We start from the raw sequence: 16,120 nt of genomic DNA on the forward strand, positions 1-16,120 counted from the left end.
GTGATCTCGCTGCGACCGGGCCAGCACCTCATCTAACGTCAGAGTGTTCATATTTGGCGGGATTGGTGGGGAAGGTGCGGCGATGGGGGTGCGCAGCTGGTTCGAGGGCTGGCCGGTCTATCGCCAGCTCACCGGCACGGACCCGCTGGGCCGGGGCGCCGCGGCGAAGTCCGACGGGTCCCGCGCGCTCACCGCCCGCACCGATACCGCCGACTCGGTGGCCCGTTCGGTCTGCCCGTACTGCGCTGTGGGTTGTGGTCAGCGGGTGTTCGTGAAGGACGGGCGGGTCAGTCAGATCGAGGGTGATCCGGACAGCCCGATCTCGCGGGGTCGGCTCTGCCCGAAGGGTTCGGCGAGCAAGAGCCTGGTCACCAGCCCGCTGCGGCAGACCACGGTCCGCTACCGCCGGCCGTACGGCACCGAGTGGGAGGACCTCGACCTCGACACGGCGCTGAACATGATCGCCGATCGGGTCCTGGCCGCCCGGGACGAGACCTGGGAGGACGTCGACGCCGAGGGTCGAGCGCTCAACCGGACGCTGGGCATCTCCAGTCTGGGTGGGGCGACGCTGGACAACGAGGAGAACTACCTCATCAAGAAGTTGTTCACCGCGATGGGGGCGCTCCAGATCGAGAACCAGGCCCGTATTTGACACTCCGCCACCGTCCCCGGTCTGGGGACCAGCTTCGGTCGTGGCGGCGCCACCCAGTACCAGCAGGACCTGTCGAACTCCGACGTCATCGTCATCCAGGGTTCGAACATGGCCGAGGCGCACCCGGTGGGTTTCCAGTGGGTGATGGAGGCCAAACGTCGGGGCGCGAAGGTCTTCCACGTCGACCCGCGGTTCACCCGCACCAGCGCGCTGGCTGACTCGTACCTGCCGATCCGGGCGGGCACCGACATCGCGCTGCTCGGCGGGGTGGTGCGCTACATCCTCGACAACGAGCTGGACTTCCGGGAGTACGTCGTCGCCTACACCAACGCCGCGACCATCGTGACCGAGGAGTACGCCGACACCGAGGACATGCACGGCCTCTTCTCCGGCTTCAACGACGACAACGCCACCTACGACCAGGCCAGTTGGCGCTACCAGGGCCACTCACAGAACCAGACGACCCGCGACAGCGAGACACAGCGGGAGACGGCGGCCGGGCTGGAGAACGAGTCACACGGCGCGCCCGTCGGCGGCGAGACCGAACGGGACGAGACGTTGCAGCACCCGCGCTGCGTCTACCAGATCCTCAAGCGGCACTTCGCCCGCTACACCCCGGAGATGGTGGAACGGGTCTGCGGCATCCCGCAGGAGAAGTTCTTCGAACTGGCCCGGGCGTGGACGGAGAACTCCGGCCGGGACCGGACCGGCATGCTCGTCTACTCGGTGGGCTGGACGCAGCACAGCGTCGGCGTGCAATACATCCGCACCGGCGCGATCATCCAGCTCCTGCTGGGCAACGTGGGCCGCCCGGGTGGCGGGGTGATGGCCCTGCGCGGGCACGCCAGCATCCAGGGGTCCACCGACATCCCGACGCTGTTCAACCTGCTTCCGGGCTACCTGCCGATGCCGCACCACGCCAATCACCCGACCCTGGACGAGTGGGTGGACAGCATCGCGCACCCCGGGCAGAAGGGCTTCTGGGGCAACGCCCGCACCTACGGCGTCAACCTGCTCAAGGCGTACTGGGGCGATGCGGCAACCGCCGACAACGACTACTGCTACGGGTACCTGCCGCGGATGACCGGCGACCACGGCACCTACCAGCAGGTGCTCGACATGATCGACGGCAAGATCAAGGGCTATTTCCTGCTCGGGCAGAACCCGGCGGTCGGTTCGGCGCACGGCCGGGCGCAGCGGCTCGGCATGGCCAACCTCGACTGGCTCGTCGTCCGGGACCTCTTCATGATCGAAAGCGCCACGTTCTGGCAGAACGCGCCGGAGATCGAGACCGGCGAGATCGCGCCCGAGCGGTGCCGCACCGAGGTGTTCTTCCTGCCGGCCGCCTCCCACGTGGAGAAGGAGGGCACCTTCACCCAGACCCAACGGCTGTTGCAGTGGCGGGAGAAGGCCGTCGAGCCGCCAGGCGACGCCCGTTCCGAACTCTGGTTCTTCTACCACCTCGGTCGCGTCATCCGGGAACGGCTGGCGACGTCGACGAAGCCGCGCGACCGTGCGCTGCTCGACCTCGCCTGGGACTACCCCACGCACGGCCCGACCGCCGAGCCGAGCGCCGAGGCGGTGCTGCGCGAGATCAACGGGTACGACGTGGCGACCGGCCGGCCGCTGGCGTCGTTCACCGAGATGAAGGACGACGGCTCCACAGTCGGCGGTTGCTGGATCTACACCGGCGTGTACGCCGACGGCGTCAACCAGGCGGCCCGCCGCAAACCCGGCTCGGAGCAGTCCCTTGTGGCGCCCGAGTGGGGTTGGGCGTGGCCGGCGAACCGGCGCATCCTCTACAACCGTGCCTCCGCGGACCCGGACGGCAACCCGTGGAGTGAGCGCAAACGCTACGTCTGGTGGGACGCGGACAAGAGCGAGTGGACCGGCTACGACGTGCCGGACTTCGAAAAGACCAAACCGCCGTCCTACCGACCGGCGCACGACGCCTCGGGTGTGGCGGGCATCGCCGGCGACGACCCGTTCATCCTCCAGGGCGACGGCAAGGGCTGGCTGTACGCGCCCACGGGCGTGCTCGACGGACCGATGCCCACCCACTACGAGCCGGTCGAGTCGCCGGTGCGCAACCCGCTCTACCGACAGCAGGCCAACCCGACCCGCAAGGTCTACACCCACCCGATCAACACGCTCAACCCGAGCCCGCCGCAGGAGCACAGCCAGGTGTTCCCGTACGTGTTCACTGTCAGCCGGCTCACCGAGCACCACACCGCCGGTGGGATGAGCCGGACGGTATCACCGCTGGCCGAGCTGCAGCCCGAGATGTTCGTCGAGGTGTCGCCGGAGTTGGCGGCCCTGCGAGGGTTGAGTCACCTGGGCTGGGCCCACCTGGTCACCAGCCGGGCGGCAGTCGAGGCGAAGGTGCTGGTGACCGACCGCGTGACGCCGCTGCGAGTGGATGGCCGGATCATCCACCAGGTCTGGCTGCCGTACCACTTCGGCTACGAGGGTCTGGTGACCGGCGATTCGGCCAACGACCTGTTCGGCATCACCCTCGACCCCAACGTCCTGATCCAGGAGAGCAAGGTCGGCACGTGCGACGTCCGACCGGGACGACGCCCCAGAGGACAGGACCTGGTGGACCTCGTCGTCGACTACCGGCGGCGGTCGGGGAACCTCGTCCACCGTTACCCGCCGATGGTCACGACCGACGTCGCCGACAGCAGCAGCGACCAGGAGGCCTGACCGATGCCCCACGCCAACGCCCTGTACGGGCCGCTGGACCCCGCGCCGGACGCCGGCTACGAGAACCCGCCACCGCGGATGGGGTTCTTCACTGACACCAGCGTCTGCATCGGCTGCAAAGCGTGCGAGGTGGCCTGCAAGGAGTGGAACGGCGTCCCCGAGAGTGGGCTCGACCTGCTGGGCATGTCGTACGACAACACGGGCGCGCTGACCGCGAACTCGTGGCGACACGTCGCGTTCGTGGAGCAGCCCCGTTCGGCCGGCTGGGCGACTCCGGCGTTCGCGGGAGACCCGGACGGGCCGGCGATCAGCCCGGTGACGGCGGCGGTCGGCGCGCGTACCAGCACCGACACCGGAACGGATCCAGGCCTGCCCACCGGCTCGCCCGCCGCGGCAGCCCGCATGTCGGGCGGGCCGGAGTTTCTGGGGATGCCGGGTGCGCAGCCGCCGGGGCGGGGCTCGGGCGCGGAGGGGCGGACGGATTTCCGCTGGTTGATGATGTCGGACGTGTGCAAGCACTGCACCCACGCGGCCTGCCTGGATGTCTGCCCGACAGGTTCCCTGTTCCGGACGGAGTTCGGCACAGTGGTGGTGCAGGAGGACATCTGCAACGGCTGCGGTTACTGCATCTCCGCCTGCCCGTACGGCGTCATCGATCAACGCAAGGACGACGGTCGGGCGTGGAAGTGCACGCTGTGCTACGACCGGCTCGGGGTGGGGATGACGCCGGCGTGTGCCCAGGCGTGTCCGACGGAGTCGATCCAGTACGGCGAACTGGACGAGTTGCGGGAGCGGGCCGCCGTGCGGGTGGCGAAGCTGCATGAGCGGGGCGTGCCGGAGGCGCGGTTGTACGGGCACGACCCGAACGACGGCGTCGGTGGTGATGGTGCGTTCTTCCTGCTGCTCGACGAGCCGGAGGTGTACGGCCTGCCACCGGACCCGATTGTGACCACCCGCGACCTGCCGGCCATGTGGAAGCGTGCCGGCCTGGCGGCGATGACGATGGCGGTCGCCACGGCGGTCGCGTTCCTGGGCAGGCGGCCATGACCCGCGGCGGTGAACAGCTCACGGTGCCGCCGGCCGACTTCGCCTCCTACTACGGCCGACCGGTACTGAAGCCGCCGGTGTGGAAGTACGACATCGCCGGCTACCTGTTCACCGGGGGCCTCGCCGCCGGAAGTGCGCTGATCGGCGCGGGCGCCCAGCTGACCGGACGAACAGGGCTGCGCCAGGTGGGCCGTTGGACGGCCCTCGGCGGTGTCGCCGCCAGCACGTACCTGCTGGTGCACGACCTCGGCCGGCCGGCCCGGTTCCATCACATGCTCCGGGTGGCCAAGGTGACCTCGCCGATGTCGGTCGGCACCTGGATTCTCGCCGCGTTCGGCCCGCTGGCCGGTGTGGCAGCGGTCGCCGAGCTCGCGCCGCTGCTCCCGCAGCACGGTGTGCTCGGCCTCGCCCGTCGGATCGCACCGCCCATCGGCAACGTCGCCGGCCTGGCCGCCGCGGCCACCGCGCCGGCGCTGGCCACGTACACGGGGGTGCTGCTCGCCGACACTGCAGTGCCGTCGTGGCACGACGCCTACCCGTCGCTGCCGTTCGTCTTCGCCGGCAGCGCGCTCGCCGCCGCGTCCGGGGTCGGACTGATCGCGGCACCGGCCGCGGAGGCCGCCCCACTGCGACGACTCGCCCTGGCCGCCGCGGCCATCGAGTTCGGCGGAGGGCACCAGCTGGAGCGGCAGGGCCTCACCAGCGAGCCCTACACGCACGGACGCAGCGGCCGGCTGGTCAAGGCGGGACGCGCTCTGCTCGCCGTGGGTGCCGCCACCGCGCTGGTCAGCCGACGCAGCCGAGTCCTGGCGGCGATCTCCGGCGCCGCCCTCGTGGCATCGTCTGTCGCCACCCGGTTCGGCGTCTTCGAGGCGGGACGGGTGTCGGCCCGCGATCCGAAGTACACGGTGGTGCCACAACGGGAGCGGCTCGACGAGAAGCGGTCGGCGACCCGGCTCTGAGCGGATCGCCGCAACGGAAGGCGCCCGGCCCCGTCAAGGGGGCGCCTTCCGAAGCGGTGCAAGAGGTCTGGCGGCGGTGGGCCCGCCGCGGGTCAGCCGGTGAACAGCTTCGCGGCGGTGATCGCGGTCTGGACGATGCCGTACCCGAGGAGCACCGCGATCAGCAGCCACGACAACCAGAGCCGCCCGGTCTGGCTACCGACGCGCGGCGGCGCGGGCGGCTGGCTGTCCCGCCCGAGAGCGACCGGCTCGGTGACGGTTGCCTTCGCCACGGGCGAGGTCGGTCCTCGGTTCGGTTCGTGGAACCGCTCGGGCACGGAACGCACCAGCAGGTTCGCGATGAACCCGATGGCGAGGATGCCGACCATTGTGAACAGCGCGGGCCGGTACGCCGCAGCGGTGAGCGTGCCGGGCTTGCCCTGCGTGTCGAGGATCCCGTTGACGATCAGCGGGCCGGCGACACCCGCTGCCGACCAGGCGGTGAGGATCCGGCCGTGGATGGCCCCGACCTGGAAGGTGCCGAACAGGTCACGCAGGTAGGCGGGCATGGTGGCGAAGCCACCGCCGTAGAAGGAGATGATCGCGGCGGCGATCAGCACGAAGACCGCTGTCGCGGAGTGACCGGCCACGGCGAGCAGCAGGTACAGCACCATGCCGACGCCGAGGTAGACCATGTAGATGGGCTTGCGGCCGATGAGGTCGGACGTCGTCGACCAGACGAACCGCCCAGCCATGTTGAACAGCGACAGCACTCCCACGAAACCGGCCGCCGCCGTCACCGAGACCGTGGTGGCGGTCCCGTTGTCCCGGAAGAAGTCCTGGATCATCGGGCTTGCCTGCTCCAGGATGCCGATGCCCGCTGTGACGTTGCAGAACAGCACGATCCACAACAACCAGAACGACCGGGTACGCACGGCGTTCGACGCCGACACGCTCGCCGTCGTCACCAGAGGTCGGGCGGCGACGCTCGCGGGGTCGAACCCGGCGGGCCGCCAGTCCGGCGCCGGCACCCGGACGTTGAACGGGCCGAACATCATGATCACGAAATAGCCGATGCCGAACGTGACGAAGAGCGCCACGAGGGCGTTGCCCGACGCCACGGCCGCCGGGTTGTTGGGGTTGTAGCCGGAGTCGTAGAGGGAGAGCAGTTGGCGCGCGAGCGGGCCGGCGACCAGGGCGCCGCCGCCGAACCCCATGATGGCCAGCCCGGTGGCGAGGCCGGGGCGGTCCGGGAACCACTTGATCAGTGTGGAGACGGGCGAGATGTAGCCGATGCCGAGCCCGATGCCGCCGATGACGCCGTACCCGAGATAGAGCAGCCAGAGTTGTTGGGTCGCGATGCCGAGCGCGCCGACCAGGAACCCGACGGCCCAGAAGCACGCCGAGACGAACATCGCCCGGCGTGGTCCGTTCCGCTCGACCCAACGGCCACCCACCGCCGCCGACGAGCCCAGCATGACGATGGCGATACTGAAGATCGCCCCGATTGCCGTCTGGCTGACGTCGAAGTGCGCGATGAGGGAGTTCTTGTAGACGCTCGTCGCGTAGACCTGGCCGATGCAGACGTGCACGGCCAGTGCCGCGGTCGGGATGAGCCAGCGGCTGTATCCCGGGGGAGCGACGGTGTGCCGAGGATCGAAGACCGACAGCATGGGCATCGTCCACACCTCCTGCGGCTGAGTGGGCCCGCGACGTTGCCGAGCTGTCCGACCCGGCAGTTGGCCGAGGGGCGCCGCTGCAGTGGCGGCTCGGCGCACGTCTGGCGTCAGCCGTTGACCGGCTCGATCTCACGTTACGTGGCTGCGGGTTCACGCCATGTCATTACCGAGAAACGCGGAACCGGGGGCGGGCCGGTTGGCCCGCCCCCGCTCTGCTGGCGTACGGCTCAGTGGACCGCGGTCTTTGCGGCCGCCTCCTCCCGGGCGCGTCGTTCGTCCCCGCTGAGGGTGTGCAGCGGCTTCTCCTTGATGAACAGCACGACGATCAGCGCGAGCAGCGCGATCGGCGCGCCGACCAGGAAGAGGTCCGCGGTGGCGATGCCGTACACGTCCTGCACGATGCGCAGCACCGGCTCGGGCAGGGTGGACAGGTCGGGCACCTCGGCGGAGCCACCGCCGGCGGTCGCCGCCGGGCCGAGCCGGTCGGTCGTCAGCGAGGTCACCCGACTTGCCAGGACCGCGCCGAGGGCGCTGACTCCGATCGCGCCGCCCATGCTGCGGAAGAACGTCAGCACGGAGGTGGTGGCACCGAGTTCGTGGGCCGGTACGTCGTTCTGCGCGGCGAGCACGAGGTTCTGCATGAGCATGCCGACGCCGACGCCCAGCACGGCCATGTAGATCGACAGCACGACGACGCTGGTGTTGGCGTCGATGGTGCCCAGCAGCAGCATCCCGACGGTCATCACCGCGGCGCCGGCCACCAGGTACGCCTTCCACCGGCCGTACTTCGTGATGAGCTGACCGGCCACCGTCGACGAGACGAGCAGACCGAAGATCATCGGCAGGCTCATCAGGCCCGCGACGGTGGGCGACTTGCCCAGCGAGATCTGGAAGTACTGGGACAGGAAGACGGTGCCGCCGAACATCGCGACACCGACCAGCACGCTGGCGATGGTGGCCAGGGACACCGTGCGGTTGCGGAAGATGCTCAGCGGGACGATCGGCTCCGCCGCCCGCGACTCGACGACCACGGCCAGCGCCAGCAGAACCAGCCCACCGATGACCATCACTGCCGTCCAGCCGGAGGCCCAGTCGAACTTGTTGCCGGCCAGGGACGACCAGATCAGCAGCGTGGAGACACCCGAGGTGATGAGCAGGGCGCCCAGCCAGTCGATCTTCGCCTTGCGGCGGACGACCGGCAGGTGCAGGGTGCGCTGGAGCAGGGCGATGGAGACGATGCTGAACGGGACGCCGATCAGGAAGCACCACCGCCAGCCCAGCCACGACGTGTCGACGAGCAGGCCGCCGATCAGCGGGCCGGCGATGGTGCCCACACCGAAGACCGCGCCGAAGATGCCGGCGTAGCGGCCCAGCTCACGCGGCGGGATCATCGCCGCCATGACGATCGTGGCCAGCGCCGTCATGCCGCCGGCGCCGATGCCCTGGACGACCCGGCTGAGCAGCAGAACCTCGACGTTCGGCGTGAAGCCCGCGATGAGTGAACCCACCACGAACAGTCCCAGCGACAACTGGATCAGCAGCTTCTTGCTGTAAAGGTCGGCCATCTTGCCCCACAGCGGCACCGTCGCCGTCATGGCGAGCAGTTCGCTGGTGACGATCCACGTGTAGACGGTCTGGCTGCCGTTCAGATCCGCGATGATCCGCGGCAGCGCGTTCGCCACCACAGTGGAGGCGAGGATGGACACGAACATGCCGACCATCAGGCCGGAGAGGGCCTGCAGAACCTCCCGACGCGACATGCGCGTGCCGACGTCGGCGGTGTCGGCGGGCGGGACGGTGGTGGTCATTGACGCTCCCTTGTCGGGTTTGTGGCCCAGTGGCTGGCCCTGGAGCTGATGTGGCGGGGCGCGGACTGGCGGGTCAGGAGGGGGACGGCGGATCGGGCAGGCCGGCGGCGATCGCGGCGAACGCCTCGTCGACGAAGTCGTGCAGGGGCCGGGCGTCGTCGCCGGCGGCCCAGCGCAGCAGGGCGGTGCGGAAGGCGGCACCGGCGACAGCGACGACCAGCGGGGGGTGGCCGTGGTCGGGGCCGACGCCGAGGCGGGTGGCGACAACCGCGACCATGGCCTGTTCGGTCGCGCTGTTGCCGGCCACCAGCCGGGGCAGCAGCGCGGGGTTCTGGGCGATGACAGTCAGTCGCAGCCGCCACAACTCCCGGTCGGCCTGGATCGAGTCGACCGACTCGTCGAGGGCGGCCCGCACTGCCTGCAACGCCGACACCTGCGCCGGGGCGGCTGCCAGTCGCGCCACGACCGGGTTGCCGTCGAGTGCCGGATCGTCGGTGAGGGCCTCGTCCTTGCAGGTGAAGTAGTTGAAGAAGGTCCGCGAGGACACGTCAGCGGCCTCGCTGATCTCCTCCACCGTGACGTGCTCCAGGCCGCGTTCGGCGACCAGCCGCAACGCGGCGGCGGTCAGCGCGGCCCGCGTCTGCGCCTTCTTGCGGTCGCGACGTCCGGGCGCGGCGTGGTCGATGTCGGTCACGCCGGCGAGATTAGGAGCGAACTTGCACAGCCTGCAAGTTTTTAGAGTGTGAAGTGATCTTCCTGACTCGTGACCCGGGCGGAGACCGACGGATCCGGTCGCTCGGTGCGGGGTGCGGCGCCGGTGGTCTCCAGGATGAGCGCGGCGACCAGGTCCGGGTCGTCGCTCATCGGGACGTGCCCGCAACGCGGCAGCGTCACCACCCGTGCCGCCGGCAGGCCCGCGCGGGCGCGCTCGGCCTGGTGGACGCCGAAGATCCGGTCGCAGTCCCCCCAGCCGATGGTCACCGGCACCGTCGCGTCGGACAACCGGAGGCAGTCGAAGCGATAGTCGCGGGCGGCTCGGGCCACCGCGTTGAAGCCTGCCCCGCGGCGCAGGGCGAGCGCGTCGCCCAGCGCGCGCTCGACATCCAGCAGCGTCGGGCGGGCCATCAGCGGCGCGAAGCACAACGCCCGTAGGTACGCCGAGCGCAGCGCGGCCCGCATGATCGTGGTGGGCAGGTACGAGTTGGCCCGCAGCATCCGGAGGATGGCCAGCGCCCGGCGGCGCTCCGCCGGTGTGAAGAAGCCGGCGGGAGCGAAGGCCGTGGCCGAGGCGACCGCCCCGGTGGCGGCAAGCTCCAGGGCGATCGCCCCACCGAGGCTGTAGCCGGCGACGTGCGGACGCTCCAGCCCCCACTCGGTAAACGCCGGCAGTACCCCGGCCACTGTGGCGGCCATGTCGGCGGGCATGCCGGTGCCGGGCACGGGGGAGTTCCCGAAGCCGGGCAGGTCGAGCGCGATCACCTCGTGGTGAGCGGTGAGCCGGTCGAACACCGGCTCCCACGCCTGATGACGGTGACCGATGCCGTGGATGAGCACGAGCGGCTCTCCGCTGCCCGCACGTCGGAAATGAATGCTCATGACCGCTCTCCCACCGACGTCCTGCCGAAGGAACGCCCGAGCTGGCGTACCTCGTCTTCCATCTGGCCGACCATGGTCTGGCCGCCGAACCGGGTGATCAACGCGTCCGAGAGGCCGCTGAGCATCACCGGCCGCAACGCCTGTACCAGGGCGAGCGACCGTGGCACGTACACCTTGCGCCTGCGGCGCTCGATGCCGTGGAGCAGGGCCTCGACGCACTGCTCGACGGGTACGACGGTGGACAGCGGCCACGGCAACCGGCGCAGCGTGGTGCGGAAGGATGCCAGGTCGTCACTGATGTCGCGGACCAGGTCGGTGTCGATCCAGATCGGATGCGCCGTGCCGACGGTGACACCGCGTGGGCGGGTCTCCAGGCGCAGCACGTTGGCGAACTGCTCCACACCGGCCTTGGACGCGCAGTAGGCGGCCATGCCGGGCATTGCCGTGAAGGCGGCGGCTGACGAGACGATCAGGACGTGGCCGCGGGCGGCGGTGACGTGGGGCAGCGCCGCGCTGACCGTGCGGATCGCGCCGCAGAGATTCACCTCGACGGTACGGACCAGCGCGTCGACCGGTCCCACGGCGACGGTGCCGAGGTTCGCGATGCCCGCGTTGGCCACTACCACGTCGATGCCACCGAAGCGGTCCACAGTGGAGGCCACCGCGGCGTCCAACGCCGTTTGGTCGGTAACGTCACACTCGTACCAGTGCGCGTCGAGGTCGGCGCTGAGCTGCTCGAGCAGCTCCCCCTCCAAACCGACGAGGGCGACCCGGGCCCCGCGGGCGACGGCCTCGCGGGCCAGCTGCGCCCCGATGCCGCGCGCCGCGCCGGTGATGAGCAGGATCTTGCCCGCCAGGTCATACCGCATCGGCGTGCTCCCGCTCCGGTTCGTTGGGGGTGCTGCCGGTCGAGGCGATCTGGTAGTCGGCCGGCCGGAACCGGCGCAGCCGCACCCGGAAGCTGGTGGCGAAGCCCGGCCAGATCGTGGTGTTGCGGCCGGTGGCATCGAGATACCAGCTCGAACAGCCCGTCTGCCATACGGTGCCGGTCATCTTCTGGTCGACCCGCTCGGTCCAGCGTCGTTGCGCCCGCGCGGTGGGCTCGATGGCCTGGACGCCCCGGGCCCGCATGTGACGCAGGGCCGCGAGCACCAGATGCAGCTGCGCCTCGATCATCAGCACCACCGACGTGTGCCCGAGCCCGGTGTTCGGGCCGAGCAGGAAGAACAGGTTGGGGAAGCCGGCGATGGTCGTGCCCCGGTACGCGCGCATGCTGGGGGTCCACACGTCACCCAGACTGCGCCCGCCCCGACCGTGGATGCGTCGGACGACGGGGGAGTCGGTGACGTGGAAGCCGGTCCCGAGGATGATCGTGTCCGCCCGGTGGTGGACGTCGTCGTCGGTGACGAGACCGTCCGGCACGATTCGGGCGATGCCGGCGGTGACCACGTCGACGTTCGGCCGGGTGAGCGACGGCCAGTAGTCGTTGGAGATCAGCACCCGCTTGCAGCCCATCGCGTAGCGGGGGGTGAGCTTGTCCCGCAGGATCGGGTCGGGGACCTGACGCCGCAGCGTACGCAATGACAGGCGCGAGGCGAGGCGGTTGACCGCCGGGTGCAGGAATCCCAGGCCCATGCTCTCGCGTACCAGGTAGAGCCCTGCGCGGGCGGCCCGCTGCGCACCGGGCACGGTGCGGAACGCGGCCTGCTCGACGCCGCTGATCCGGCGCGACAACCTCGGCATGATCCAGGCAGGGGTGCGCTGGAAGAGCGTCAGCTTCTCGACCGTCGGCTGGATCTGTGGCACGAACTGGATGGCCGAGGCGCCGGTGCCGATCACCGCGACGCGCCGGCCGGTCAGGTCGTGGTCGTGCCGCCAACGGGCGGAGTGGAACACGGTGCCGGCGAACTCGTCGATCCCGGGCAGGTCGGGGATGGCCGGGTCGCTGAGCGGGCCGGCGGCACAGATCAGGACCCGGGCGCTGTGGTCGCCGCCCGAGGTGCGCAACAGCCAGCGTTGGCGCTGGTCGTCCCACCTCGCCTCCCGCACCTCGTGGCGCAATCGCAACCTCGGGCGTATCCCGAAGCGGTCGACACAGCCGCGCAGGTAGTCCCAGATCTCCGGCCGGCCGGAGAACGTGTTCGACCATTCGGGGTTGGGGGCGAAGGAGAACGAGTAGAGGTGCGACGGGACATCGCAGGCGCAGCCCGGGTAGCTGTTGTCACGCCAGGTGCCGCCGACGTCCTCACCCCGGTCGAAGACGAGAAAGTCGGTGAAGCCGGCCCGCTGTAGGCGGATGGCGGCGCCCAGGCCACCGAAGCCGGCGCCGATGATGGCAACGTCTGTCTCCATTCACTCCTCCGTCAGCTCGGGCGTGCGAGTCGGGTCGGCCACTGGCGGCCAGGGCGGATCGCCCACGCCGGTGATTCGTACGCCGCCCCACGGATCGACCTCGGCCAGTCGGGCCGCCCGGACGCGGTCGGCGATGCGCAACTCGACGTCGCGTCGGCCGGAGCGCAGCAGGTGGGCCACCCGTGGCTCGGGCTCGATCCGTCCGCCCCAGTGGAAGCGGCCGTCGACCGGCTCCCACCGCCCGCTGAGGTGCACCCGGACCGCGCTGCCCTCGACACCCGCCGGGCCGTGGTAGCTCACGGCACGATCCGCTCGTGGGCGCGCGTCAGCTCGTGCGGCAGGTCGGCGCTGGCCCGCACCCCCTCGATGCCGCTCCACAGCAGGGCGGTCAGGTAGTCGGTGAGGGCGGCTCGACTGATCGGCTGGCCGTGCGTGGTCCACCAGTCGCCGACCGCCTGCACGAAACCCACCAGGCCGTACGCCCAGGGCTCGGCGGGACCGGCGTCCAGGCCCAGCGTGCGTAGCCGGTCGCCGATCACCCGGGCGAGCCCGGCGGCCACCTGCCGGCTGGTGCCGGCGATCACCTGGTGGATGCCGGGGTCGCCGGACTGGTGCATCAGGAACCGGTAGAGCCTCGGCTCCGACTCGATCACGCCCAGGTAGGCGTCGATCGTCGCTTCTACCAGGCCACGTTCCTCGCGGACCTGTTCGACGGCGGGCGCGATGGCGTCGACCACCCGGGCCGCCACCACCTCGCTGACCGCGACCCAGAGCTGCGACTTGTCGGCGAAGTAGCGGTACAGAACCGGTTTGCTGACACCCGCGGCGGCGGCCACCTGTTCCATGTCGACAGTCGGCCCGTGCCGCAGCAGGGCCTGCACCGCGGCGCCGACCAACTGCTGCCGTCGTTGCTCACGATGGTCTGCCCAGCGGTCTCGGCGGCCGTTGCCCTTCGCCTTCGGGCTGGCGTCGGAGGGCGTGGCCGGCGGGTCGGGCGCATTGACATCGGTGAGCGGCGATTGCATGCTACTACTCGTAACAGTTACTGGTCGTCACGTCAATATGGAGGAGCCATGGAGGCGGCGGAAACCAGGCGTGCGGCAGTCGCCGAGCGCCTACTCACGTCCTCGCTGCGGGCCAGCTACGACCCCACCGTCGAGATCGACTGGGACGCCCCGCACACCCCCGGCGCCTACTGGCTCCCGCCACAGCGCAGCAGCCTCTACGGCACGCCACTGTGGGAGCAGCTCAGCGAGGAGCAGCGCGTCGAGCTGACCAAGCACGAGGTTGCCAGCGCGGCCAGCGCCGGGCTGTGGTTCGAGACGATCCTCATGCAGATGCTGATCCGGGGGTACTACCGTGCCGACCCGACCAGCCGGCAGGCACAGTACGCGTTGACCGAGGTCGCGGACGAGTGCCGGCACTCCATCATGTTCGGCCGGCTGATCGAGGCGACGGGTTGTCCGGTCTATCGCGCGAGCACCGTGGACCACCACCTCGGGCGCTTTCTCAAGGCCACCGCCAGCGGCCCCCGGATGTACGCCGCGATCCTCATCGCGGAGGAGATCCTCGACGCGTTCCAGCGCGAGATCATGGCGGACGAGTCGCTCCAGCCGCTCATCCGGATGGTCTCCCGCATCCACGTGGTGGAGGAGGCGCGACACGTCCGGTTCGCCCGCGAGGAACTGGCCGCCGCGGTCGCGGCCACCGGTCCGGTGGGCATGGCGTACGCCCGACTGTTGGTCGGTCGGGCCGCCTACACGATCGCCAACCGCCTGGTCCATCCCGGCGTGTACGCGGCGGTGGGCATTCCGCCGGCGGTCGGTCGGGCCGCCGCCCACACCAACCCGCACTGGCGTGCCACCCTGCGCTGGTTCGCGGCGCGGGTGCACGACCACCTGGCGGGCGTTGGCCTGGTGGCTGGGCCGGGGCGTCTGCTGTGGGCCCGGGCCGGGCTGATCTGACCGTTGTCCCCCTGGCGTGAGCGGCATGGGGCCGGCCGTCCCCGGCCGGACCCCACACCGTCCGTGTGGCTCACTCGCTGCGGGCGAAGCCACCCTTCGGCGCGATGATCTCCAGGTTCGTCCCGTCCGGGTCGTTGAAGTACGCGACAGAGGTGCCGACCGCCGCCGGCGGCTCCACCTCGCCGGACGCGAACGTGTACGGCTGTCCGAGGAACTCGAACCCGGCCTCGCTCATCCGGCCGTAGACCGCGCGTACGTCGTCCACGTGGAAGCACAGGTGCATCGAGCCGGGCCGGTTGGCCGCCACCTGGGCGGTGTCGCCGACCGGCTCCTGGAACTGGATCAGGTCGATCCCGAGGTTGTCGAGGTTGAACGTGGCGTACCGCAGCTTCGTCGTCGGCAACCCCTGTGACTGCGCGAAACCGGCGCCGTGCATGCGTTCGTCCCGAACGACCGGTTCCGCGCCGAGCAGGGCCTGGTAGAACGCGACCGAGCGGTCGAGGTCACTCACCGCGATCCCGACGTGTGCGGCCTTCTTCAGCCCGATGGACACGGTCGAGGGATTGGGGAATGCCATCCTGACTCTCCTTACCAGCGCTCTTCGTCGCCCGTGTTGATGCTGATCTTCCTGGCGTACCCAGGGCGAGATCAGTTCATGCGACGTCGCTGTCAGGCCCGTTCGACCCGCGCCTGCTGGTGATCGGTCAGCCGTAGCCCCACACCGCGGACGACATCGATGGTGGCCCCGGTGCCCAGGCCATGCAGCTTGCGGCGCAGCCGCTTGACCAGCGACTGCACGTCCGCCTTGCGTTCGCGCCCCTCGTCACCCCAGACCGACCGGTGCAGCTCGGCGTAGCTCCAGACCCGGGCCGGCTCGGTGATCAGGCAGGTCAGCAGGTCGTGTTCCAGGCGGGTGAGGTCGACCTCACGTTCCCCGCAGCGGGCGCTGGAGCGGGCCGAGTCGATCACCAGGGCGGCGACCGGCGTCGGTTCGGACAGGGCGGCTGCCTGCTGCGGGGCGGCGATCAGCCGGCGCAGCTCGTCGAGGTCGGCGACCAGCAGCAGCGGTGCGATGCCGTCGAGAAGCTCCGCGAGCCGGATGCGCTCGGCCGGCGACGGGGTCACCGCGATCAGCAGTGGGAACGGCTCGTCGGCCGGATCACCCCTGTTCACCGTTGCCTCGTCCTCGGCCACCGCACCACCCGGGATCGATGGGCATCCCTGCCCAGCTCTCGTCACGGTTCTGACAATGATTGGCAAGCGTGCCGCCAGCCAGGGCAACTCTTAGCGACAAGTTGCTCACGGCAAGTTCTTGATCGTCCGTTCTTCTCGATCATAGTGTCCACTCGGGCAACCGGCGTGACCCGCGCGGTGC

General features: G+C 70.2%; 13 protein-coding genes and 1 pseudogene. 4 read left to right on the plus strand and 10 right to left on the minus strand.

Annotation, left to right across the window (positions count from 1 at the left end; all coding sequences use genetic code 11):
* Window positions 1-82 precede the first annotated feature (82 nt).
* The 3 genes and pseudogenes from fdh to nrfD all read left to right on the plus strand — a co-directional run.
* Window positions 83-3,331: pseudogene (gene fdh / locus PSH03_RS20330) on the plus strand (formate dehydrogenase); the annotation flags it as partial.
* Window positions 3,332-3,361: 30 nt separating this feature from the next.
* Window positions 3,362-4,405, plus strand: coding sequence for a 4Fe-4S dicluster domain-containing protein (locus PSH03_RS20335; protein WP_238690083.1), 1,044 nt, complete (start codon window positions 3,362-3,364; stop codon window positions 4,403-4,405).
* Window positions 4,402-5,367: an NrfD/PsrC family molybdoenzyme membrane anchor subunit gene (gene nrfD / locus PSH03_RS20340; protein ID WP_238690084.1), complete on the plus strand. Its 966-nt coding sequence runs from the start codon at window positions 4,402-4,404 to the stop codon at window positions 5,365-5,367. The genes PSH03_RS20335 and nrfD overlap by 4 nt, the downstream gene beginning before the upstream one ends.
* A 92-nt stretch (window positions 5,368-5,459) precedes the next feature.
* Here nrfD and PSH03_RS20345 read toward each other — a convergent pair whose 3' ends face one another.
* From PSH03_RS20345 to PSH03_RS20380, 8 genes are all read right to left on the minus strand, one after another.
* Window positions 5,460-7,019 carry an OFA family MFS transporter gene (locus PSH03_RS20345; protein WP_238690134.1) on the minus strand — a complete coding sequence of 520 codons (1,560 nt, stop codon included), beginning with the start codon at window positions 7,017-7,019 and terminating at the stop codon, window positions 5,460-5,462.
* A 233-nt stretch (window positions 7,020-7,252) separates the two neighbouring features.
* Window positions 7,253-8,833, minus strand: coding sequence for an MDR family MFS transporter (locus PSH03_RS20350; protein ID WP_238690085.1), 1,581 nt, complete (start codon window positions 8,831-8,833; stop codon window positions 7,253-7,255).
* Window positions 8,834-8,906: 73 nt separating this feature from the next.
* Entirely contained in the window at window positions 8,907-9,527 is a 621-nt protein-coding gene (locus PSH03_RS20355; protein WP_238690086.1) for an acyl-CoA-like ligand-binding transcription factor, read from the minus strand.
* Between the two features lie 41 nt (window positions 9,528-9,568).
* Window positions 9,569-10,429, minus strand: coding sequence for an alpha/beta fold hydrolase (locus tag PSH03_RS20360; protein WP_238690087.1), 861 nt, complete (start codon window positions 10,427-10,429; stop codon window positions 9,569-9,571).
* Window positions 10,426-11,298, minus strand: a complete 873-nt coding sequence (locus PSH03_RS20365; protein ID WP_238690088.1) for an SDR family oxidoreductase — start codon at window positions 11,296-11,298, stop codon at window positions 10,426-10,428. Before PSH03_RS20365 ends, PSH03_RS20360 begins: the two co-directional genes overlap by 4 nt.
* Window positions 11,288-12,781, minus strand: a complete 1,494-nt coding sequence (locus PSH03_RS20370; protein ID WP_238690089.1) for a flavin-containing monooxygenase — start codon at window positions 12,779-12,781, stop codon at window positions 11,288-11,290. Before PSH03_RS20370 ends, PSH03_RS20365 begins: the two co-directional genes overlap by 11 nt.
* A complete protein-coding gene (locus tag PSH03_RS20375) occupies window positions 12,782-13,081 on the minus strand; it encodes a DUF4873 domain-containing protein (protein WP_238690090.1) in 300 nt (99 codons plus the stop codon).
* Window positions 13,078-13,806, minus strand: coding sequence for a TetR family transcriptional regulator (locus PSH03_RS20380; RefSeq protein WP_210786319.1), 729 nt, complete (start codon window positions 13,804-13,806; stop codon window positions 13,078-13,080). The genes PSH03_RS20375 and PSH03_RS20380 overlap by 4 nt, the downstream gene beginning before the upstream one ends.
* 48 nt (window positions 13,807-13,854) lie before the next feature.
* Here PSH03_RS20380 and PSH03_RS20385 point away from each other — a divergent pair, with 48 nt between their 5' ends.
* On the plus strand, window positions 13,855-14,745 hold the full coding sequence (locus PSH03_RS20385; protein ID WP_238690091.1) for an AurF N-oxygenase family protein: 891 nt from the start codon (window positions 13,855-13,857) through the stop codon (window positions 14,743-14,745).
* 70 nt (window positions 14,746-14,815) lie between these two features.
* Here the strand turns inward: PSH03_RS20385 and PSH03_RS20390 are convergent, their stop codons facing one another.
* Together PSH03_RS20390 and PSH03_RS20395 are read right to left on the minus strand one after the other, a co-directional pair.
* Entirely contained in the window at window positions 14,816-15,322 is a 507-nt protein-coding gene (locus PSH03_RS20390; RefSeq protein WP_238690092.1) for a VOC family protein, read from the minus strand.
* Window positions 15,323-15,414: 92 nt separating this feature from the next.
* Window positions 15,415-15,939, minus strand: a complete 525-nt coding sequence (locus PSH03_RS20395; protein ID WP_238690093.1) for a winged helix-turn-helix domain-containing protein — start codon at window positions 15,937-15,939, stop codon at window positions 15,415-15,417.
* Between the last annotated feature and the right edge of the window lie 181 nt (window positions 15,940-16,120).

The organism is Micromonospora salmantinae (assembly GCF_022230905.1).
Classification (GTDB): Bacteria; Actinomycetota; Actinomycetes; order Mycobacteriales; family Micromonosporaceae; genus Micromonospora; species Micromonospora salmantinae.

What these genes read in the sequence shown, in the direction of transcription:
- PSH03_RS20390 (WP_238690092.1), bottom strand. Translation starts at nt 15,322, where the DNA reads ATGGCATTCCCCAATCCCTCGACCGTGTCCATCGGGCTGAAGAAGGCC.
- PSH03_RS20385 (WP_238690091.1), top strand. Translation starts at nt 13,855, where the DNA reads ATGGAGGCGGCGGAAACCAGGCGTGCGGCAGTCGCCGAGCGCCTACTC.
- PSH03_RS20360 (WP_238690087.1), bottom strand. Translation starts at nt 10,429, where the DNA reads ATGAGCATTCATTTCCGACGTGCGGGCAGCGGAGAGCCGCTCGTGCTC.
- PSH03_RS20380 (WP_210786319.1), bottom strand. Translation starts at nt 13,806, where the DNA reads ATGCAATCGCCGCTCACCGATGTCAATGCGCCCGACCCGCCGGCCACG.
- PSH03_RS20365 (WP_238690088.1), bottom strand. Translation starts at nt 11,298, where the DNA reads ATGCGGTATGACCTGGCGGGCAAGATCCTGCTCATCACCGGCGCGGCG.
- PSH03_RS20335 (WP_238690083.1), top strand. Translation starts at nt 3,362, where the DNA reads ATGCCCCACGCCAACGCCCTGTACGGGCCGCTGGACCCCGCGCCGGAC.
- PSH03_RS20345 (WP_238690134.1), bottom strand. Translation starts at nt 7,019, where the DNA reads ATGCTGTCGGTCTTCGATCCTCGGCACACCGTCGCTCCCCCGGGATAC.
- PSH03_RS20370 (WP_238690089.1), bottom strand. Translation starts at nt 12,781, where the DNA reads ATGGAGACAGACGTTGCCATCATCGGCGCCGGCTTCGGTGGCCTGGGC.
- PSH03_RS20350 (WP_238690085.1), bottom strand. Translation starts at nt 8,833, where the DNA reads ATGACCACCACCGTCCCGCCCGCCGACACCGCCGACGTCGGCACGCGC.
- nrfD (WP_238690084.1), top strand. Translation starts at nt 4,402, where the DNA reads ATGACCCGCGGCGGTGAACAGCTCACGGTGCCGCCGGCCGACTTCGCC.